Annotated in this window: 17 protein-coding genes; all 17 read left to right on the top strand. The window is 63.8% G+C overall.

What is annotated here, in order from left to right:
- Window positions 1–80: 80 nt before the first annotated feature.
- The 17 genes from secE (at window position 81) to JHW45_RS15245 (ending at window position 19960) form a co-directional block, all read left to right on the top strand.
- Window positions 81–278 carry a preprotein translocase subunit SecE gene (gene secE / locus JHW45_RS15325; protein WP_272858455.1) on the top strand — a complete coding sequence of 66 codons (198 nt, stop codon included), beginning with the start codon at window positions 81–83 and terminating at the stop codon, window positions 276–278.
- A 171-nt stretch (window positions 279–449) separates the two neighbouring features.
- Window positions 450–986 (top strand): transcription termination/antitermination protein NusG, encoded by a 537-nt coding sequence (gene nusG, locus JHW45_RS15320; RefSeq protein WP_272858454.1) that lies wholly within the window; start codon window positions 450–452, stop codon window positions 984–986.
- An 89-nt stretch (window positions 987–1075) separates the two neighbouring features.
- Window positions 1076–1528, top strand: coding sequence for a 50S ribosomal protein L11 (gene rplK / locus JHW45_RS15315; RefSeq protein WP_272858453.1), 453 nt, complete (start codon window positions 1076–1078; stop codon window positions 1526–1528).
- Between the two features lie 3 nt (window positions 1529–1531).
- Window positions 1532–2230 carry a 50S ribosomal protein L1 gene (gene rplA, locus JHW45_RS15310; RefSeq protein WP_272858452.1) on the top strand — a complete coding sequence of 233 codons (699 nt, stop codon included), beginning with the start codon at window positions 1532–1534 and terminating at the stop codon, window positions 2228–2230.
- Window positions 2231–2469: 239 nt separating this feature from the next.
- Window positions 2470–2985 (top strand): 50S ribosomal protein L10, encoded by a 516-nt coding sequence (gene rplJ / locus JHW45_RS15305; RefSeq protein WP_272858451.1) that lies wholly within the window; start codon window positions 2470–2472, stop codon window positions 2983–2985.
- Window positions 2986–3051: 66 nt separating this feature from the next.
- Window positions 3052–3426 carry a 50S ribosomal protein L7/L12 gene (gene rplL, locus JHW45_RS15300; RefSeq protein WP_272858450.1) on the top strand — a complete coding sequence of 125 codons (375 nt, stop codon included), beginning with the start codon at window positions 3052–3054 and terminating at the stop codon, window positions 3424–3426.
- 238 nt (window positions 3427–3664) lie between these two features.
- Window positions 3665–7810 carry a DNA-directed RNA polymerase subunit beta gene (gene rpoB / locus JHW45_RS15295; RefSeq protein WP_272858449.1) on the top strand — a complete coding sequence of 1382 codons (4146 nt, stop codon included), beginning with the start codon at window positions 3665–3667 and terminating at the stop codon, window positions 7808–7810.
- 104 nt (window positions 7811–7914) lie between these two features.
- The gene (gene rpoC / locus JHW45_RS15290; protein WP_272858448.1) at window positions 7915–12171 is read left to right on the top strand and encodes a DNA-directed RNA polymerase subunit beta'; all 4257 of its coding nucleotides are present in this window, start codon (window positions 7915–7917) and stop codon (window positions 12169–12171) included.
- A 118-nt stretch (window positions 12172–12289) separates the two neighbouring features.
- The gene (locus JHW45_RS15285; protein ID WP_272858447.1) at window positions 12290–13144 is read left to right on the top strand and encodes a putative rhamnosyl transferase; all 855 of its coding nucleotides are present in this window, start codon (window positions 12290–12292) and stop codon (window positions 13142–13144) included.
- A 279-nt stretch (window positions 13145–13423) separates the two neighbouring features.
- Window positions 13424–13795 (top strand): 30S ribosomal protein S12, encoded by a 372-nt coding sequence (gene rpsL, locus JHW45_RS15280; protein ID WP_042252808.1) that lies wholly within the window; start codon window positions 13424–13426, stop codon window positions 13793–13795.
- A gap of 12 nt (window positions 13796–13807) precedes the next feature.
- The gene (rpsG, locus tag JHW45_RS15275) at window positions 13808–14278 is read left to right on the top strand and encodes a 30S ribosomal protein S7 (protein ID WP_272858446.1); all 471 of its coding nucleotides are present in this window, start codon (window positions 13808–13810) and stop codon (window positions 14276–14278) included.
- Window positions 14279–14296: 18 nt separating this feature from the next.
- On the top strand, window positions 14297–16420 hold the full coding sequence (gene fusA / locus JHW45_RS15270) for an elongation factor G (RefSeq protein WP_272858445.1): 2124 nt from the start codon (window positions 14297–14299) through the stop codon (window positions 16418–16420).
- Window positions 16421–16503: 83 nt separating this feature from the next.
- Window positions 16504–17679, top strand: a complete 1176-nt coding sequence (gene tuf / locus JHW45_RS15265) for an elongation factor Tu (RefSeq protein WP_272858444.1) — start codon at window positions 16504–16506, stop codon at window positions 17677–17679.
- Window positions 17680–17863: 184 nt separating this feature from the next.
- Window positions 17864–18172, top strand: coding sequence for a 30S ribosomal protein S10 (gene rpsJ, locus JHW45_RS15260; protein ID WP_042247848.1), 309 nt, complete (start codon window positions 17864–17866; stop codon window positions 18170–18172).
- Window positions 18173–18183: 11 nt separating this feature from the next.
- Window positions 18184–19050 carry a 50S ribosomal protein L3 gene (gene rplC, locus JHW45_RS15255; RefSeq protein ID WP_272858443.1) on the top strand — a complete coding sequence of 289 codons (867 nt, stop codon included), beginning with the start codon at window positions 18184–18186 and terminating at the stop codon, window positions 19048–19050.
- Complete coding sequence (rplD, locus tag JHW45_RS15250; RefSeq protein WP_272858442.1) at window positions 19047–19667, top strand: 50S ribosomal protein L4; 621 nt, start codon at window positions 19047–19049, stop codon at window positions 19665–19667. The genes rplC and rplD overlap by 4 nt, the downstream gene beginning before the upstream one ends.
- Window positions 19664–19960: a 50S ribosomal protein L23 gene (locus tag JHW45_RS15245; RefSeq protein ID WP_209055626.1), complete on the top strand. Its 297-nt coding sequence runs from the start codon at window positions 19664–19666 to the stop codon at window positions 19958–19960. The genes rplD and JHW45_RS15245 overlap by 4 nt, the downstream gene beginning before the upstream one ends.
- Window positions 19961–20000: the final 40 nt, after the last annotated feature.

Here is a 20000-nt window from a genome sequence, read left to right as displayed (position 1 = left end):
GAACCGCTGCATGGGCGGTGCGGGCTTGAAACCCCGGGCTTTCGGGGCTAGATGGGCGGTGATTTTGCAAGGAGCCGCAAGTGGCCACCAACCCCGTCCAGTTCATCAATCAGGTCCGCGCCGAGGCCGCCAAGATCACCTGGCCCACCCGCCGCGAGGTGATCACCACGACGATCATGGTGTTCATCATGGCGGCGCTGACCAGCCTGTTCTTCTTTCTGGTCGATCTGGTCATCCGCTTTGGCCTGACCGAGGGGCTGCGCTTTATCAGCGGCTGATCGGGGCTTGCAATCCGGGCCGTGCGGCGGTATCTGCGCCCGACTGTCCGGCATCCGGCGTGCATCGAAACCGCATGCGCGCCGATTTCGATTTTGCGGGACGTAGGTGAATTCAAGGGGTTGCCGCCGCGGCGGGTGATTCCCGGCAGACGAACAGGGGTCGATCGAGACATGGCAAAGCGTTGGTATTCGGTCAGCGTCCTGTCGAACTTCGAGAAGAAGGTCGCCGAGGCGATTCGGCAGGCGGCGTCCGAAAAGGGGCTTGAGGACGAGATCGACGAGGTGCTGGTCCCGACCGAAGAGGTGATCGAGATCCGGCGCGGCAAGAAGGTGACGTCCGAGCGCCGCTTCATGCCCGGCTATGTGCTGGTGCACATGGAGATGTCGGACCGCACCTATCACCTGGTGAACTCGATCAACCGGGTCACGGGGTTCCTGGGCGCGCAGGGCAAGCCGATGCCGATGCGCGACGAAGAGGTGAACACCATCCTTCACCGCACCGGCGACGGCGACGAGGCCGCGCCGCGCAACCTGATCCGCTTTGACGTGGGCGAGAAGGTGAACGTGACCGACGGCCCGTTCGAGGGGTTTTCGGGGATGGTCGAGGAAGTCGACGAGGCGTCGTCCCGCATCAAGGTCACCGTCTCGATCTTCGGCCGGCCGACGCCGGTCGAACTGGAATTCACGCAGGTCGCCAAGACCGCGTGATGGGTCGCGGGAGGCAGGGGACAAGCCCGATGCCGCACCGCTAAGTCAAGGCCCGCATCGTCGGGCGTGATGATGAAGGAGAAGGCCAGATGGCCAAGAAAGTCGTCGGCAGCCTGAAGCTGCAAATCAAGGCGGGGCAGGCGAACCCGTCGCCCCCGGTCGGCCCTGCACTGGGTCAGCGCGGGATCAACATCATGGAATTCTGCAAGGCGTTCAACGCCCGCACGCAGGAAATGGAACAGGGCGCCCCGGTTCCGGTCGTGATCACCTATTACGCCGACAAGTCGTTCACCTTCGAGACGAAGACGCCTCCGGCGGCCTTCCTGCTGAAGAAGGCGGCCGGGCTGAAGCCGGTGGGCAAGCGCAACCGCGCGCGCGGATCGGACAAGCCGGGCCGTGCCGCCGCCGGCAGCGTGACCGTCAAGCAGGTGCGCGAGATCGCCGAAGCGAAGATGCCGGATCTGTCCGCGACCGACATCGATCAGGCGATGAAGATCATCCTCGGCTCGGCGAAGTCGATCGGTATCGAGGTGAAGGGCTGAGCCATGGCGAAGATCGCAAAGAAAAAAGCCGCGGCACGCGCCGCCTTTGAAGGCAAGTCCGGCCTGTCCGTCGAAGACGCCGTCAAGCTGGTCAAGGACGCAGCGTCGGCCAAGTTCGACGAAACCGTCGAGATCGCGCTGAACCTGGGCGTCGATCCGCGCCATGCCGACCAGATGGTCCGCGGCGTGGTGACCCTGCCCGCCGGCACCGGCAAGGATGTCCGCGTCGCCGTCTTCGCCCGCGGCCCCAAGGCCGACGAGGCGAAAGAGGCCGGGGCCGACATCGTCGGCGCCGAGGATCTGATGGAGACGATCCAGTCGGGCAAGATCGAGTTCGACCGCTGCATCGCCACGCCCGACATGATGCCGCTGGTCGGCCGTCTGGGCAAGATCCTGGGCCCGCGCAACCTGATGCCGAACCCCAAGGTCGGCACGGTGACGATGGACGTGAAATCCGCCGTCGAGGCCGCCAAGGGCGGCGAGGTGCAGTTCAAGGCCGAAAAGGCGGGCGTCGTCCACGCCGGCATCGGCAAGGTCAGCTTTGACGAGGACAAGCTGGCCCAGAACCTGCGCGCCTTTGTCGACGCGGTGCAGAAGGCCAAGCCCACGGGCGCGAAGGGGACCTATATGAAGAAGGTCTCGATCAGCTCGACCATGGGGCCGGGCGTGTCGGTGGATGTAGCGTCCGCGACCGCCAACTGAGAAATTCCCCGGCCTTCAAGCCGGGGATGGCGGGGCAGCCGAAAGCCGCCCCGTCCTGTCCGAGACGGAGGGTGCCGCAGTCCGACAGGGCCATGGCTTAATGTCCTTCCCGAGATGGGAACAAGCATTTTTCCGAAGGTTCGCCTTCGGGCGATCTTGTCCCTCACGGACCCGATCCGACCCCTTGGGGTCGGAACAAAGTGAGAGCCGGGGGGAAACCCCCAAACTTGGAGTGAACCGTGGATAGAGCGCAAAAAGAACAGGTGGTCGAGGAACTCGGCCAGATCTTTGAAAGCTCTGGCGTCGTGGTGGTTGCCCACTACGAGGGGATGACGGTTGCGCAAATGCAGGACCTGCGCGCGAAGATGCGCGAAGCAGGTGGTGCGGTGCGTGTTGCCAAGAACAAGCTCGCCAAGATCGCCCTGGAGGGTAAGCCGTGCGAAAGCATCGCCGAATACCTGACGGGCATGACCGTGTTGTCCTTCTCGGAAGACCCCGTGGCTGCGGCCAAGGTCTGCCAGGAATACGCCAAGGGGAACGACAAGTTCGTGATCCTGGGCGGTGCGATGGGCGACACGGCGCTGGATCCGGCCGGTGTCAAAGCCGTGGCCGCCATGCCCTCGCGCGACGAGCTTATTGCCTCGATCGTGTCGTGCATCGGCGCCCCTGCTGCCAACATCGCCGGTGCGATCGGCGCGCCTGCAAGCAACATCGCAAGCATCCTCAGCACTCTGGAAGAGCGCGAGGCTGCGTGACGCAATCCTTTCCCGACTGGTGGTTGAAGACCGGACGTTGGAACACTAACTGAAAGAAACGGAAAAATGGCTGATCTGAAGAAACTTGCCGAAGACATCGTGGGCCTGACCCTGCTGGAAGCCCAGGAACTGAAAACCATCCTGAAGGACGAATACGGCATCGAGCCGGCTGCCGGCGGCGCCGTCATGATGGCCGGCCCGGCCGCAGGCCCGGCGGAAGCCGCCGAAGAAAAGACCGAGTTCGACGTCGTGCTGCTTGAGGCCGGCGCCAGCAAGATCAACGTGATCAAGGAAGTGCGCGGCATCACCGGTCTGGGCCTGAAGGAAGCCAAGGACCTGGTCGAGGCCGGCGGCAAGGTCAAGGAAGGCGCGACCAAGGACGAAGCCGAGGAAATCAAGAAGAAGCTTGAAGCAGCCGGCGCCAAGGTCGAACTGAAATAATCGGCCCGATGTCTGGATGAACGTGGCAGGGTCCGGGGTTTCCCGGTCCCTGCCGAACCTGTCTTGAAGGGCGGTCTGGGCCGGAACGGCGGCCAGACCTTCCTTCAGGGCAAGTTCGAGGTTCGGGAGCCGCGCGGTGGGACGCGCGGCACGAATGGAACCTCACCCCTGCATTCGTAGGCCGCATCCGGGTGACCCGACCCGGATCGCGCGCGAAGACGAAAGGTGACAAGACCCCATGGCGCAATCCTATGTCGGCCAGAAGCGTATCCGGCGCTATTACGGCAACATCCGCGAAGTTCTGGAGATGCCGAACCTGATCGAGGTTCAGAAATCCTCGTACGACCTGTTCCTGAATTCGGGCGAAGGCACCGACCATCACGATGGCGAGGGTATTCAGGGCGTCTTCCAGTCGGTCTTTCCGATCAGGGATTTCAACGAGACCGCGACGCTGGAATTCGTCAAATACGATCTGGAACGCCCGAAATACGATGTCGAGGAATGTCAGCAGCGCGACATGACCTATGCCGCGCCGCTGAAGGTGACGCTGCGTCTGATCGTGTTCGACGTCGATGAGAATACCGGCGCGAAATCGGTCAAGGACATCAAGGAACAGGACGTCTTCATGGGCGACATGCCCCTGATGACCCAGAACGGGACGTTCATCGTGAACGGGACCGAACGCGTCGTCGTGTCGCAGATGCATCGCAGCCCCGGCGTGTTCTTCGACCATGACCGCGGCAAGACCCATTCCTCGGGCAAGCTGCTGTTCGCCTGCCGCATCATCCCCTATCGCGGGTCGTGGCTGGATTTCGAATTCGACGCCAAGGATCTGGTCTTCGCCCGCATCGACCGCCGCCGGAAACTGCCGGTGACGACGCTGCTGTATTCGTTGGGCATGGATCAGGAAGGCATCATGGACGCCTTCTACGAGACCGTGGATTACACGCTGCGCAAGGACGGCCGCAATCAGGGCTGGGTCACGCGGTTCTTCCCCGATCGCGTGCGCGGCACCCGTCCGGCGTTCGATCTGGTGAACGCCGATACCGGCGAGGTCATCACCAAGGCCGGCGACAAGGTGACGCCGCGTCTGGTCAAGCAGTTGCAGGAATCGGGCGAGCAGGTGAACCTGCTGGTTCCGTTCGAACGCATCATCGGCCGCTTTGTCGCCAAGGACATCATCAACGAGGAAACCGGGCTGATCTATGCCGAGGCGGGCGACGAGATCACCGCCGAATACGACAAGGAAGGCGATCTGTCGGGCGGCCTGCTGAAGGTGCTGCTGGACAACGACGTGACCGAGATCCCGGTGCTGGACATCGACCACGTCAATGTCGGCCCCTATATCCGCAACACCATGGCCGCGGACAAGAACATGAACCGCGAACAGGCGCTGATGGATATCTATCGCGTCATGCGCCCGGGCGAGCCGCCCACCGTCGAGGCTGCCTCGAACCTGTTCAACAGCCTGTTCTTCGACAGCGAGCGTTACGATCTGTCCGCCGTCGGCCGGGTCAAGATGAACATGCGTCTGGATCTGAACGCGCCCGACACCCAACGCACCCTGCGCCCCGAGGATATCGTGGCCTGTGTGCGCGGTCTGGTGGAACTGCGCGACGGCAAGGGCGAGATCGACGATATCGACCATCTGGGCAATCGCCGCGTCCGCAGCGTCGGCGAGCTGATGGAAAACCAGTATCGCATCGGCCTGCTGCGCATGGAGCGCGCGATCCGCGAGCGCATGTCCGGGGTCGAGATCGACACCGTCATGCCGCAGGACCTGATCAACGCCAAGCCGGCCGCGGCCGCGGTGCGCGAATTCTTCGGTTCGTCGCAGCTGTCGCAGTTCATGGACCAGACCAACCCGCTGTCCGAGGTGACGCACAAGCGGCGCCTGTCGGCGCTTGGGCCGGGCGGTCTGACGCGCGAACGCGCGGGCTTCGAGGTGCGTGACGTGCATCCGACCCATTATGGCCGGATGTGCCCGATCGAAACGCCGGAAGGCCAGAATATCGGCCTGATCAACAGCCTTGCGACCTTTGCGCGGGTCAACAAGTACGGCTTTATCGAGACCCCCTATCGCAAGGTCGTCGACGGTCAGGTGACCGACGATGTGGTCTACATGTCCGCGACCGAGGAGATGCGTCACACCGTGGCGCAGGCCAACGCGACGCTGGACGAGGACGGCAACTTCGTGGACGAGCTGATCTCGACCCGCCAGTCGGGCGATTTCATGCTGAACCCGGTCGATGCCGTCGATCTGATCGACGTGTCGCCCAAGCAGCTTGTGTCGGTCGCGGCGGCGCTGATCCCGTTCCTTGAGAACGACGACGCCAACCGCGCCCTGATGGGGTCGAACATGCAGCGTCAGGCCGTGCCGCTGATCCGCGCCGAGGCGCCGTTCGTCGGAACCGGCATGGAGGCCGTCGTGGCGCGCGATTCCGGCGCCGCGATCACCGCGCGGCGGGGCGGCGTCATCGACCAGGTCGATGCGCAGCGTATCGTCGTGCGCGCGACCGAGAACCTGGAGGCCGGCGGTGCGGGCGTGGACATCTATCGTCTGCGCAAGTTCAAGCGGTCCAACCAGTCCTCGACCATCAACCAGCGCCCGCTGGTCAAGGTGGGCGAGAAGGTCGAGGCCGCGCAGGTCATCGCCGACGGTCCCTCGACCGATCAGGGCGAACTGGCCATCGGCCGCAACGTGGTCGTCGCGTTCATGCCGTGGAACGGCTACAACTACGAGGACTCGATCCTGATCTCCGAGCGGATTCACCGCGACGACGTGTTCACCTCTATCCATATCGACGAATACGAGGTCGCCGCCCGCGACACCAAGCTGGGCCCCGAGGAGATCACCCGCGACATCCCGAACGTGGGCGAGGAAGCCCTGCGCAATCTGGATGAGGCCGGCATCGTCTATATCGGCGCCGAGGTGGGGCCGGGCGACATCCTTGTGGGCAAGATCACCCCCAAGGGCGAAAGCCCGATGACGCCCGAGGAAAAACTGCTGCGCGCGATCTTCGGCGAAAAGGCGTCCGACGTCCGCGACACCAGCCTGCGGCTGCCGCCGGGGGCCTACGGCACCATCGTCGAGGTCCGGGTGTTCAACCGCCACGGCGTGGACAAGGACGAACGCGCCCTGCAGATCGAACGCGAGGAAGTCGAGCGTCTGGCGCGCGACCGCGACGACGAACAGGCGATCCTGGACCGCAACATCTATTCGCGTCTGAAATCGCTGATCCTGGGCAAGACCGCCGTCAAGGGGCCGAAAGGCGTCAAGGCCAACACCCAGATCACCGAGGATCTGCTGGGCACGCTGAGCCGTGGTCAGTGGTGGCAGCTTGCCGTGGGCGACGAAGAGACCGCCAAGGAAGCCGAGGCGCTGAACCATCAGTATGACGCCCAGAAGAAGGCGCTGGAAGCGCGCTTCGAGGACAAGGTCGAAAAGGTCCGTCAGGGCGACGACCTGCCGCCGGGCGTGATGAAGATGGTCAAGGTCTTCGTGGCCGTGAAGCGCAAGCTGCAGGCGGGCGACAAGATGGCCGGGCGTCACGGCAACAAGGGTGTCGTGTCCAAGGTCGTCCCGATGGAGGACATGCCGTTCCTGGCCGATGGCACGCCGGTCGATCTGGTGCTGAACCCGCTTGGGGTTCCGTCGCGGATGAACGTGGGGCAGATCCTTGAAACCCACATGGGCTGGGCATCGCGCGGCCTTGGCATCCGTATCGACGAGGCGCTGGAAGAGTATCGCCGCAACGGCGACATGACCCCGGTGCGCGAGGCGATGAAGATCGGTTACGGCGATGAGCTGTATGCCGACACTTTCGAGGGCATGGACGATTCCACCCTGGTCGAGCACGCGAATACCGTGCGCACCGGCGTGCCGGTCGCCACGCCCGTCTTCGACGGTGCCAAGGAGGCCGATGTCAACGACGCGCTGGCGCGTGCGGGCTTTGACACCTCGGGTCAGTCTGTCGTGTTCGATGGCCGCACGGGCGAACAGTTCACCCGCAAGGTCACGGTCGGGATGAAATACGTCCTGAAGCTGCACCATCTGGTCGACGACAAGATGCATGCGCGTTCGACCGGCCCCTACAGCCTGGTGACGCAGCAGCCCTTGGGCGGCAAGGCGCAGTTCGGCGGTCAGCGTCTGGGTGAGATGGAGGTCTGGGCGCTGGAAGCCTATGGCGCCGCCTATACCCTGCAAGAGATGCTGACGGTCAAGTCGGACGACGTCGCAGGCCGGACCAAGGTCTACGAATCCATCGTCAAGGGCGAAGACAATTTCGAGGCCGGCGTGCCGGAAAGCTTCAACGTGCTGGTCAAGGAGGTCCGGGGTCTGGGCCTCAACATGGAACTCCTGGATGCGGAGGAAGAGGAATAGCCGGACGATCCGATGGGGCAAGGCCCCGTCGCAGGCGAACCCGGCAGGGTGGGGGTTTTCCCCACCTTCCCCTTTTTCCCCGCGCCATTCATTAGGATTAGAAAATGAACCAGGAACTTGCCACCAATCCGCTGAACCCGATGGCTCCGCCGCGGCAGTTCGACGAAATCAAGATCTCGCTGGCCTCGCCCGAAGAAATTCTGGCGTGGTCCTTCGGCGAGGTGAAGAAACCCGAAACCATCAACTATCGCACGTTCAAGCCGGAACGTGACGGTCTGTTCTGCGCGCGCATCTTCGGTCCGATCAAGGATTACGAATGTCTGTGCGGCAAATACAAGCGCATGAAATATCGCGGCCTCGTCTGCGAGAAATGCGGCGTGGAAGTGACCTTGCAAAAGGTCCGCCGCGAGCGGATGGGCCATATCGAACTGGCCGCGCCCGTCGCGCATATCTGGTTCCTGAAATCGCTGCCATCCCGCATCGGCCTGATGCTGGACATGACGCTGCGCGATCTGGAACGGATCCTGTATTTCGAAAACTACGTCGTGATCGAGCCCGGTCTGACCGATCTGACCTATGGCCAGTTGCTGAGCGAAGAGGAATTCCTTGACGCGCAGGACAACTACGGCGCCGACGCCTTTACCGCCGATATCGGCGCCGAGGCGATCCGGACCATGCTGTCCAATATCGACCTGGCCGCGACCGCCGAACAGCTGCGCGAGGAGCTGAAGGAGGCGACGGGCGAGCTGAAGCCCAAGAAGATCATCAAGCGTCTGAAGATCGTCGAATCCTTTCTGGAATCGGGCAACCGCCCGGAATGGATGGTGCTGACCGTCATCCCGGTCATTCCGCCGGAACTGCGCCCGCTGGTCCCGCTGGATGGCGGCCGGTTCGCCACGTCCGACCTGAACGACCTGTATCGCCGGGTGATCAACCGCAACAACCGCCTGAAGCGGCTGATCGAGTTGCGCGCGCCCGACATCATCGTGCGCAACGAAAAGCGCATGTTGCAGGAATCGGTCGATGCGCTGTTCGACAACGGCCGCCGCGGCCGCGTGATCACGGGCAACAACCGTCGCCCGCTGAAATCGCTGTCGGACATGCTGAAGGGCAAGCAGGGCCGCTTCCGCCAGAACCTTCTGGGCAAGCGCGTGGACTTTTCGGGCCGCTCGGTCATCGTGACCGGGCCGGAACTGAAGCTGCACCAGTGCGGCCTGCCCAAGAAGATGGCGCTGGAGCTGTTCAAGCCGTTCATCTATTCGCGGCTTGAGGCGAAGGGGCTGTCGTCCACCGTCAAGCAGGCCAAGAAGCTGGTCGAAAAGGAACGCCCCGAGGTCTGGGACATCCTGGACGAGGTGATCCGCGAACATCCGGTCCTGCTGAACCGGGCGCCGACGCTGCACCGTCTGGGCATCCAGGCGTTCGAGCCGATCCTGATCGAGGGCAAGGCGATCCAGCTGCATCCGCTGGTCTGTTCGGCCTTCAACGCCGATTTCGACGGCGACCAGATGGCCGTCCATGTGCCCCTGTCGCTGGAGGCGCAGCTTGAGGCGCGTGTCCTGATGATGTCCACGAACAACGTGCTGTCGCCGGCCAACGGCGCGCCGATCATCGTGCCGTCGCAGGACATGGTTCTGGGCCTGTATTACGTGTCGATGATGCGCGAGGGGATGAAGGGCGAAGGCATGGCTTTCGCCAATATCGAAGAGGTCGAACACGCCCTTGCCGCCGGCGGGGTGCATCTGCACGCCCGGATCACCGCGCGGGTCCGCCAGATCGACGAGAACGGACAGGAAGTCGTCCGCCGGTTCGAGACGACGCCGGGTCGGGTCCGTCTGGGCGCGCTGTTGCCGATGAACGCCAAGGCACCGTTCGAACTGGTCAACCGTCTGCTGCGCAAGAAGGACATCCAGAACGTCATCGACACCGTCTATCGCTATTGCGGTCAGAAAGAGTCGGTCATCTTCTGCGACCAGATCATGGGACTGGGCTTCCGCGAGGCGTTCCGCGCCGGCATCAGCTTTGGCAAGAACGACATGGTGGTTCCCGACAACAAATGGGACATCGTGGGCGAGGTGCAGGACCAGGTGAAAGAGTTCGAACAGCAATATCTGGACGGTCTCATCACCCAGGGCGAGAAGTACAACAAGGTCGTGGACGCCTGGTCGAAATGCAACGACCGGGTGACCGAGGCGATGATGTCCACCATCTCGGCCACCAAGACCGACGACAACGGCGCCGAGATGGAGCCGAACAGCGTCTACATGATGGCCCATTCGGGGGCGCGCGGTTCGGTCAACCAGATGAAGCAGCTGGGGGGGATGCGTGGCCTGATGGCCAAGCCGTCGGGCGAGATCATCGAAACGCCGATCATCTCGAACTTCAAGGAAGGTCTGACCGTTCTGGAATACTTCAACTCGACCCACGGCGCCCGCAAGGGCCTGTCGGATACGGCGTTGAAGACCGCGAACTCGGGCTATCTGACCCGGCGTCTGGTGGACGTGGCGCAGGACTGCATCATCCGCGAACACGATTGCGGCACCGATCAGGCCATCACCGCCTCGGCCGCGGTCAATGACGGCGAGGTGATCGCGCCCCTGTCCGAGCGTATTCTGGGCCGCACCGCGGCCGAGGACGTGCTGGTTCCGGGCGAGGACGAGATCATCACCCGCGCGGGCGATCTGATCGACGAACGCAAGGCCGACACGATCGAGCAGGCGGGCGTCCAGACCGTCCGCATCCGGTCCGCGCTGACCTGCGAATCCGAGGATGGCGTCTGTGCGCTGTGCTATGGCCGCGATCTTGCGCGCGGCACGCTGGTCAATATCGGCGAGGCGGTGGGCATCATCGCCGCGCAGTCGATCGGCGAGCCGGGCACGCAGCTGACGATGCGGACCTTCCACATCGGCGGCATCGCGCAGGGCGGTCAGCAATCGTTCCAGGCAGCCTCGCACGAGGGGACCGTCCAGTTCCGCAACGAAAGCACGCTGACCAACGCCAACGGCGAGCTGGTGGTGATGTCGCGCAACATGCAACTGCTGATCATGGATGAGCATGGGCAGGAACGCGCCAGCCACAAGCTGTTCTATGGCAGCAAGCTGTTCGTGAAGGAAGGCGACCGGGTGATCCGGGGGGCCAAGCTGTATGAATGGGACCCCTATACCCTGCCGATCATCGCGGAAAAGGGCGGCATCGCGAAATTCGTCGATCTGGCCTCGGGTCTGTCGGTCCGGGACGAGACGGACGATGCGACCGGGATGACGCAGAAGATCGTGACCGACTGGCGCAGCGCGCCCAAGGGCAACGATCTGAAGCCCGAAATCCTGATCGTCAGCGAGGACGGAGAGCCGGTGCGTAACGATCAGGGCAACCCGGTCACCTATCCGATGTCGGTCGACGCGATCCTGTCGGTCGAGGACGGGCAGGAAATCCGTCCCGGCGACGTGGTGGCGCGGATCCCGCGCGAAGGCGCCAAGACCAAGGACATCACCGGGGGTCTGCCCCGCGTGGCGGAACTGTTCGAGGCGCGTCGTCCCAAGGATCACGCGATCATCGCCGAGATCGACGGCTATGTACGGTTCGGAAAGGACTACAAGAACAAGCGCCGCATCAGCATCGAACCGTCCGAGGAAGGGCGCGATCCGGTCGAGTACATGGTGCCGAAGGGCAAGCACATCCCGGTGCAGGAAGGCGACTTCGTGCAGAAGGGTGACTATATCATGGACGGAAACCCGGCTCCGCACGACATTCTGCGGATCATGGGGATCGAGGCGCTGGCCGACTATCTGATCGACGAGGTGCAGGACGTCTATCGGCTGCAGGGTGTGAAGATCAACGACAAGCATATCGAGGTGATCGTTCGCCAGATGTTGCAGAAGATCGAGATCATCGACAGCGGCGAGACGACCCTGCTGAAGGGCGAGCATGTCGAACGCGACGATTTCGAGGCCGAGAACGCCAAGATCGAAGCCAAGGGGGGCCGTCCGGCCCAGGGCGAGCCGGTGCTTCTGGGCATCACCAAGGCGTCGCTGCAAACCCGCAGCTTCATCTCGGCCGCGTCGTTCCAGGAAACGACGCGCGTGCTGACCGAGGCGGCCGTTCAGGGCAAGCGCGACAAGCTGGTCGGGCTGAAAGAGAACGTCATCGTCGGCCGGCTGATCCCGGCGGGCACCGGCGGGGCGACCGCGCGCGTGCGGCGCATTGCCGCGGAGCGCGACGCCGAGGTGATCGAGGCGCGTCGCGCCGAGGCCGAGGCCGCAGCCGCACTGGCTGCGCCCGAGCCGACGATGGGCGAGACCGCGCCCGAGACGATGACCGAAAGCGCGATCAGCGATCTGCCGGAAACCAACGGCGAAGAGTGATCGTCCGGATGACATGGGAAAGGCCCGGCCGGCAGGTCGGGCCTTTTCGCTTGCGCCGCGCGGGGCGGTTCGATCGCGGGCGCAGGGGTTTTCAGCTTTTGCCGCAGGGGCCATTGCGATGATGCGCGTGCAGATGCTGGGCCTGTGCCGCTTCTCCTATCTGGGCGGGCGCGGATTTCAGGTCCGCCACGACAACATGCAGGACCGGCGCGCGTTTCTGTATGACCCCGGCCGGCTGTCCCGGCGCTGGTTCTGGTTCCGGCACGTGACCCTGCCTGGCCTGCTGGCTCAGTCCGATCCCGATTTCACCCTGGTCATCATGACCGGCCCCGACCTGCCGCAGCCGTTTCTGGACCGGTTGCGCGATCTGGTCGAACGGGTGCCGCAGTTCCGGCTTGCGCTGATCCCGCCGATGGACCGGCATCTGGACGCATGCCTTGCCGCGACCGAACCGCATATCGAGCCGGACGCCGACGTGGTCGGACATTTTCGGCAGGACGACGACGATGCCGTTGCCATCGACTATGTCCGCGATGCGCGCGGCGATTTTCAGGTGCTGGAACCGATCTGGCAGCGCCGAAGGCGGCTGTCCTGCGACTACTCGCGCGGACTGGTGCTGAAGGCGGCGCGGCAGGGCGTCTCGGTCGAGGCGCGGATGATCCATAACGCGGTGGCGGCGCTGACGGTCTATCTGCCGCCCGATGCGCGCCGCAGCGTGATGCATTTCCCGCACTGGAAGATCGGGCTGTCGATGCCCGGCGTGACGATGCCGGCCAAGCCGATGTTCGTGCGCCTGCTGAACCACGACAACGATTCCGGTGCGATCGGGTCGGGCTACGGCTGGAACGCAGGCGATCCGCCGGACTGGCAGGGGCTGCTGGAAGACCGGTTCCGCATCGACCTTGCACAGCTTGACCGGGCGGCGCGCGACCACGCCCTGCCGGGGGCCGACCGACCGAACTGGGGGCGCTGAGGGCGGGACGGCCAGGGCGACGGAACCGGTGTCCCGGCCTCTGTTGACTCGGTTCGGGAATCCCCATATACGCCCCACACCCGGCGGGAAACCGTCTCGGGGACCAGAACCTGTGTGGTCACGATCCGGGCCGTAACCTGCCCCGATCCTCTGGAATTTCCACGTCCACCCCGATATGGGGCCGGATGGGTTTGGCGTTTTGCGATTCGCGCAACGCGCCGTCGAGAAGTGGCGCAGCCCGAAGGCTGCGAGTATTGACAGAGCAAGACGGGGAACCGAATGCCGACGATTCAACAGCTGATCCGCAAACCGCGGCAGCCCAGGGTGCAGCGCAGCAAGTCGATGCACCTGCAAGGATGCCCGCAAAAGCGCGGCGTCTGCACGCGCGTCTATACCACGACGCCGAAAAAGCCGAACTCGGCCATGCGCAAGGTGGCCAAGGTCCGCCTGACGAATGGTTTCGAAGTCATCTCCTATATTCCGGGCGAAAAGCACAATCTGCAGGAACACAGCGTGGTTCTGATCCGCGGCGGCCGTGTGAAGGACCTTCCGGGCGTCCGTTACCACATCCTGCGCGGTGTGCTGGATACGCAGGGCGTCAAGGATCGTCGCCAGCGTCGTTCGAAATACGGCGCCAAGCGTCCGAAGTAAGGAGAGACATCGATGTCCCGTCGTCACGCCGCTGAAAAGCGCGAAATCCTGCCCGACGCCAAATATGGCGATCGCGTGCTGACCAAGTTCATGAACAACCTGATGGTTGACGGCAAGAAATCGGTTGCCGAACGCATCGTCTATAACGCGCTTGAGCGCGTCGAAGGCCGACTGAAGCGCGAGCCGATCGAAGTCTTCCACGAGGCGCTGGACAACGTGAAGCCCTCGGTCGAGGTGCGTTCGCGCCGCGTCGGCGGTGCCACCTATCAGGTTCCGGTCGAGGTTCGCCCGATCCGCCGCGAGGCGCTGGCGATCCGCTGGCTGATCATCGCGGCGAAGAACCGCAACGAACACACCATGGAAGAGCGCCTTGCCGGCGAGCTGGCCGATGCCGTCAACGGCCGCGGCACCGCCGTGAAGAAGCGCGAAGACACCCACAAGATGGCCGACGCCAACAAGGCGTTCAGCCACTACCGCTGGTAAACGGAAGGAAGGCCCCTCATGGCACGCGAGTACCCGCTTCGGCGTTACCGCAATTTCGGCATCATGGCCCATATCGATGCCGGCAAGACGACCACGACCGAGCGTATCCTGTTCTACACCGGCAAGAACCACAAGCTTGGCGAGACCCATGACGGGGCCTCGACGATGGACTGGATGGAGCAGGAGCAGGAGCGGGGCATCACCATCACCTCGGCCGCGACGACCACCTTCTGGCAGCGTCAGGAAGACCCGACCGCCGACGGCACCTCGGACACCAAGTATCGCTTCAACATCATCGACACGCCCGGCCACGTCGATTTCACCATCGAGGTCGAACGCTCGCTGGCCGTTCTGGACGGGGCCATCGCGCTGCTGGACGCCAATGCCGGGGTCGAGCCGCAGACCGAGACCGTCTGGCGGCAGGCCGACCGCTACAAGGTGCCGCGCCTGGTGTTCGTCAACAAGATGGACAAGATCGGCGCCGACTTCTTCAACTGCGTGAAGATGATCAAGGACCGCACCGGCGGCACGCCGTGCCCCATCGCGCTGCCCATCGGGGCCGAGGACAAGCTGGAAGGCATCGTCGATCTGATCAAGATGGAAGAATGGATCTGGAAGGGCGAGGATCTGGGCGCAAGCTGGATCCGCCAGCCGATCCGCGACGAGTTGAAGGATCTGGCCGAGGAATGGCGGTCGAACCTGGTCGAACTGGCGGTCGAGCAGGACGACGAGGCGATGGAAGCCTATCTGGAAGGCAACGAACCCGATGAGCAGACCCTGCGGAACCTGATCCGCAAGGGCACACTGTCGCTGTCGTTCTTCCCGGTGCTGGCCGGATCGGCGTTCAAGAACAAGGGCGTGCAGCCGCTGCTGAACGCCGTGATCGACTTTCTCCCGGCGCCCATCGACGTTCCGGTCCTGAAGGGCTTCAGCCCCGACGACGAATCGGAAGAGCGCAACATCGAACGTCCGGCGGACGACGACGCGCCCTTCTCGGCACTGGCGTTCAAGATCATGAACGACCCGTTCGTCGGCTCGCTGACCTTCACGCGGATCTATTCGGGTTCGCTGAAGAAGGGCGATTCGATCGTCAACTCGACCAAGGGCAAGCGCGAGCGCATCGGCCGGATGATGATGATGCATTCCGTCAGCCGCGAAGAGATCGACGAGGCGTTCGCCGGCGACATCATCGCGCTGGCCGGCCTGAAAGAGACGACGACCGGCGACACGCTGTGCGACGCCTCCAAGCAGGTGGTGCTGGAAACCATGACCTTCCCCGATCCGGTGATCGAGATCGCGGTCGAGCCGAAATCCAAGGCCGACCAGGAAAAGATGGGTCTGGCGTTGCAGCGTCTGGCGGCCGAAGATCCGTCCTTCCGCGTCGAGACCGATCTGGAATCGGGCCAGACGATCATGAAGGGGATGGGCGAACTTCACCTCGACATCCTGGTCGACCGCATGAAGCGCGAATTCAAGGTCGAGGCGAATATCGGCGCGCCGCAGGTGGCTTACCGGGAAACGATCAGCCAGCAGGCCGAGATCGACTATACGCACAAGAAGCAGACCGGCGGCACCGGGCAGTTCGCGCGCATCAAGTTGGTCATCACCCCGACCGAGCCGGGCGAGGGTTACAGCTTCGAATCGAAGATCGTCGGCGGCGCCGTGCCCAAGGAATATATTCCGGGCGTCGAGAAGGGCATCAGGTCGGTGATGGATTCCGGTCCGCTGGCCGGCTTCCCGGTGATCGACTTCAAGGTCGCGCTGATCGACGGTGCGTTCCACGATGTCGACTCGTCGGTGCTGGCGTTCGAGATCGCCTCGCGCGCCGCGATGCGCGAAGGTCTGCGCAAGGCCGGCGCCAAGCTGCTGGAACCGATCATGAAGGTCGAGGTGGTCACGCCCGAGGAATATACGGGTTCGATCATCGGCGACCTGACCAGCCGTCGCGGCATGGTTCGCGGTCAGGACACGCGCGGCAACGCGAACGTCATCGACGCCTTCGTGCCGCTGGCCAACATGTTCGGCTATATCAACAATCTGCGTTCGATGTCCTCGGGTCGCGCCGTGTTCACCATGCAGTTCGACCATTACGAGGCCGTGCCGCAGAACATCTCGGACGAAATCCAGAAGAAATACGCATAAGGGCGGTGCGCGGTCCGCGCACCCTACCACCCCCGTAGGGTGCGTGCCCGTCACGCACCGTCACACGAAAAAGGAGCCAATCAATGGCAAAGGCAAAGTTTGAACGCAACAAACCGCACGTCAACATCGGGACGATCGGTCACGTCGACCACGGCAAGACGACGCTGACGGCTGCGATCACGAAGTATTTCGGCGATTTCCGGGCCTACGATTCGATCGACGGCGCGCCCGAGGAGAAGGCGCGCGGGATCACCATCTCGACCGCGCATGTGGAATACGAGACCGACGCGCGCCATTACGCGCATGTCGACTGCCCGGGCCACGCCGACTATGTCAAGAACATGATCACCGGCGCGGCGCAGATGGACGGCGCGATCCTGGTGGTGAACGCCGCCGACGGCCCGATGCCGCAGACGCGCGAGCATATCCTGCTGGGCCGCCAGGTCGGCATCCCCTACATGGTCGTCTATCTGAACAAGGTCGACCAGGTCGATGACGAGGAATTGCTGGAACTGGTCGAGATGGAGGTGCGCGAGCTGCTGACCAGCTACGACTATCCGGGCGACGACATTCCGATCGTCAAGGGCTCGGCGCTGGCGGCGCTGGAAGGCCGCGATCCCGAGATCGGCGAGAACTCGATCCGCGAGCTGCTGAAGGCGGTGGACGACTATATCCCGACGCCCGAACGGGCGGTGGACCAGCCGTTCCTGATGCCGATCGAGGACGTGTTCTCGATCTCGGGCCGCGGCACGGTCGTGACCGGCCGGGTCGAGCGTGGCGCGGTGAACGTGGGCGACGAGCTGGAGATCGTCGGCATCCGTCCGACGAAGAAGACCACCTGCACCGGCGTCGAGATGTTCCGCAAGCTGCTGGACCGCGGCGAGGCGGGCGACAATATCGGCGCGCTGCTGCGCGGCATCGACCGCGACGGGGTCGAGCGTGGGCAGGTTCTGTGCAAGCCCGGTTCGGTCAAGCCGCACACCAAGTTCGAGGCCGAAGCCTATATCCTGACCAAGGAAGAGGGCGGCCGCCACACGCCGTTCTTCGCCAATTATCGTCCGCAGTTCTATTTCCGCACGACGGACGTGACCGGGACGGTGAAGCTGCCCGAGGGCACGGAAATGGTGATGCCGGGCGACAACCTGAAATTCGAGGTCGAACTGATCGCGCCCATCGCGATGGAAGAAAAGCTGCGCTTCGCCATCCGCGAAGGCGGCCGCACCGTCGGCGCCGGCGTGGTGTCGAAAATCATCGAGTGATCATGTGATCGGAAAGCCGCGCATGGCGCGGCTTTCACCGCAATCGCGAATGTCCCCGAAAAGGGGGTTGCCATCGGGCACAGCGGCCGCTAATTGGCCGCTCTGCCTTTTACAACGGTTCGATGCAGGCGTCGCATGGTGCGGGGTCTGCCTCTCAACTGAAATCCCATCCGAGGGATAAGACATGCAAAGCCAGAATATCCGCATCCGGCTGAAGGCTTTCGATTACCGCGTGCTGGACGCCAGCACCCAGGAAATCGTCAACACTGCCAAGCGCACCGGCGCGACCGTTCGCGGCCCGATTCCGCTGCCGAACAAGATCGAGAAATTCACCGTCCTGCGCGGTCCGCATATCGACAAGAAGTCGCGCGACCAGTGGGAAATCCGCACGCACAAGCGGCTGCTGGACATCGTCGATCCGACGCCGCAGACCGTTGACGCCCTGATGAAGCTCGACCTCGCCGCCGGCGTGGATGTCGAGATCAAGGTCTAAGGGAGGTCCTCATGCTGCGTACTGGTGTTATCGCCAAGAAACTGGGCATGACCCGGCTGTTCCTTGAGGACGGTCGTCAGGTTCCGGTTACCGTCCTGCAACTGGACAATCTTCAGGTCGTGGATCAGCGCACCGCCGAGCGTGACGGCTATACCGCCGTCCAGCTTGGCGCCGGCGTCGCCAAGGCCAAGCGCACGACTGCCGCTCTGCGCGGTCATTTCGCGAAAGCCTCGGTCGCGCCCAAGCGCAAGATCGCGGAATTCCGGGTGGCCGAGGAAAACCTGATCAATGTCGGTGAGGAAATCACGGCTGACCATTACTTTGCCGGTCAGTTCGTGGACATCGCCGGCACGTCGATCGGCAAGGGCTTTGCGGGCGCGATGAAGCGGCACAACTTTGGCGGCCTGCGCGCCAGCCACGGCGTGTCGATCAGCCACCGCTCGCATGGGTCGACCGGTCAGTGTCAGGACCCGGGCAAGGTGTTCAAGGGCAAGAAGATGGCCGGTCATCTGGGTGCCGTGCGCGTCACGACCCAGAACCTGCAGGTCGTGCGCACCGATGCCGACCGCGGCCTGATCATGGTCAAGGGGTCGGTTCCCGGCTCGAAAGGGGGCTGGGTGACGATCAAGGATGCGGTCAAGAAGACCGTGCCCGAGAACGTGATCTATCCCGCCGCGCTGAAATCGGCCGCCGAAGAGGCCAAGCGCGCCGCCGAGGAAGCCGCCGCGCAGGCCGCCGCCGAGGAAGAAGCCGCCCGCAAGGCCGCCGAAGCCGAAGCCGCCGCCGCCGAAGAAGCCGCGCTGAAGGAAGCCGAAGCCTCGATCGAGGCCGACAAGGCCGATGACGGCGACGCCGCGCCCGAAGGAGACAAGGAATGAAACTCGACGTGATCACGCTGGATGCCGGCAAGGCCGGGTCCATCGAGCTGGCCGACGAGGTGTTCGGCCTGTCGCCGCGCGGCGATCTGCTGCAGCGCGTGGTGCGCTGGCAGCGCGCCAAGGCGCAGCAGGGCACCCATTCGACCCTGGGTCGGTCGGACGTGTCCTATTCGACCAAGAAGATCTATCGCCAGAAGGGCACCGGCGGCGCACGCCACGGGTCCCGCGGCGCGCCGATCTTCCGCAAGGGCGGCATCTACAAGGGTCCGGTCCCGCGCTCGCACGCGTTCGACCTGCCCAAGAAGGTGCGCGCCCTGGGCCTGAAACACGCCCTGTCGGCGAAAGCCAATGCGGGCGAGCTGGTGGTGGTCGAGGATCTGAACCTGTCCGACGCCAAGACCGCCGCCGTCGCCAAGGCCGTCAAGGAAAACGGCTGGAAGCGCGTGCTGGTGATCGACGGTGCCGAAGTCAACGAAGGCTTCGCCCGCGCCGCCCGCAACCTTGACGGCGTGGACATCCTGCCGTCGATCGGCGCCAACGTCTATGACATCCTGAAGCGTGACACGCTTGTGATCACGCGGGCGGGTGTCGAAGCTCTGGAGGCTCGTTTGAAATGAGCGCGAAAGCGGAACATTACGACGTCATCGTCAAGCCGGTGATCACCGAAAAGGCGACGCTGACCTCGGAAAACAACGGCGTTGTCTTTCAGGTCGCCAACGACGCCACCAAGCCGCAGATCAAGGAAGCGGTCGAGGCGCTGTTCGGCGTCAAGGTGAAGGCGGTCAACACCACCATCACCAAGGGCAAGCAGAAACGCTTTCGGGGCCAGCTTGGCCGCCGCAGCGATGTGAAGAAGGCCTATGTGACCCTGGAAGAGGGGAACACTATCGACGTGTCCACCGGACTCTGATAGACGGCTGCGAATCTGCGGCCCCGGCGCGTCCGGGGCC

This window comes from Paracoccus stylophorae (genome assembly GCF_028553765.1).
GTDB classification, from domain to species: domain Bacteria; phylum Pseudomonadota; class Alphaproteobacteria; order Rhodobacterales; family Rhodobacteraceae; genus Paracoccus; species Paracoccus stylophorae.
Note: the sequence above shows the minus strand (reverse complement) of the source record. Positions and strands in the feature narration are given on the sequence as shown.

What these genes read in the sequence shown, in the direction of transcription:
- nusG (WP_272858454.1), top strand. Translation starts at nt 450, where the DNA reads ATGGCAAAGCGTTGGTATTCGGTCAGCGTCCTGTCGAACTTCGAGAAG.
- rplK (WP_272858453.1), top strand. Translation starts at nt 1,076, where the DNA reads ATGGCCAAGAAAGTCGTCGGCAGCCTGAAGCTGCAAATCAAGGCGGGG.
- rplA (WP_272858452.1), top strand. Translation starts at nt 1,532, where the DNA reads ATGGCGAAGATCGCAAAGAAAAAAGCCGCGGCACGCGCCGCCTTTGAA.
- rplL (WP_272858450.1), top strand. Translation starts at nt 3,052, where the DNA reads ATGGCTGATCTGAAGAAACTTGCCGAAGACATCGTGGGCCTGACCCTG.
- rpoB (WP_272858449.1), top strand. Translation starts at nt 3,665, where the DNA reads ATGGCGCAATCCTATGTCGGCCAGAAGCGTATCCGGCGCTATTACGGC.
- rpoC (WP_272858448.1), top strand. Translation starts at nt 7,915, where the DNA reads ATGAACCAGGAACTTGCCACCAATCCGCTGAACCCGATGGCTCCGCCG.
- JHW45_RS15285 (WP_272858447.1), top strand. Translation starts at nt 12,290, where the DNA reads ATGATGCGCGTGCAGATGCTGGGCCTGTGCCGCTTCTCCTATCTGGGC.
- rpsL (WP_042252808.1), top strand. Translation starts at nt 13,424, where the DNA reads ATGCCGACGATTCAACAGCTGATCCGCAAACCGCGGCAGCCCAGGGTG.
- rpsG (WP_272858446.1), top strand. Translation starts at nt 13,808, where the DNA reads ATGTCCCGTCGTCACGCCGCTGAAAAGCGCGAAATCCTGCCCGACGCC.
- fusA (WP_272858445.1), top strand. Translation starts at nt 14,297, where the DNA reads ATGGCACGCGAGTACCCGCTTCGGCGTTACCGCAATTTCGGCATCATG.
- tuf (WP_272858444.1), top strand. Translation starts at nt 16,504, where the DNA reads ATGGCAAAGGCAAAGTTTGAACGCAACAAACCGCACGTCAACATCGGG.
- rpsJ (WP_042247848.1), top strand. Translation starts at nt 17,864, where the DNA reads ATGCAAAGCCAGAATATCCGCATCCGGCTGAAGGCTTTCGATTACCGC.
- rplC (WP_272858443.1), top strand. Translation starts at nt 18,184, where the DNA reads ATGCTGCGTACTGGTGTTATCGCCAAGAAACTGGGCATGACCCGGCTG.
- rplD (WP_272858442.1), top strand. Translation starts at nt 19,047, where the DNA reads ATGAAACTCGACGTGATCACGCTGGATGCCGGCAAGGCCGGGTCCATC.
- JHW45_RS15245 (WP_209055626.1), top strand. Translation starts at nt 19,664, where the DNA reads ATGAGCGCGAAAGCGGAACATTACGACGTCATCGTCAAGCCGGTGATC.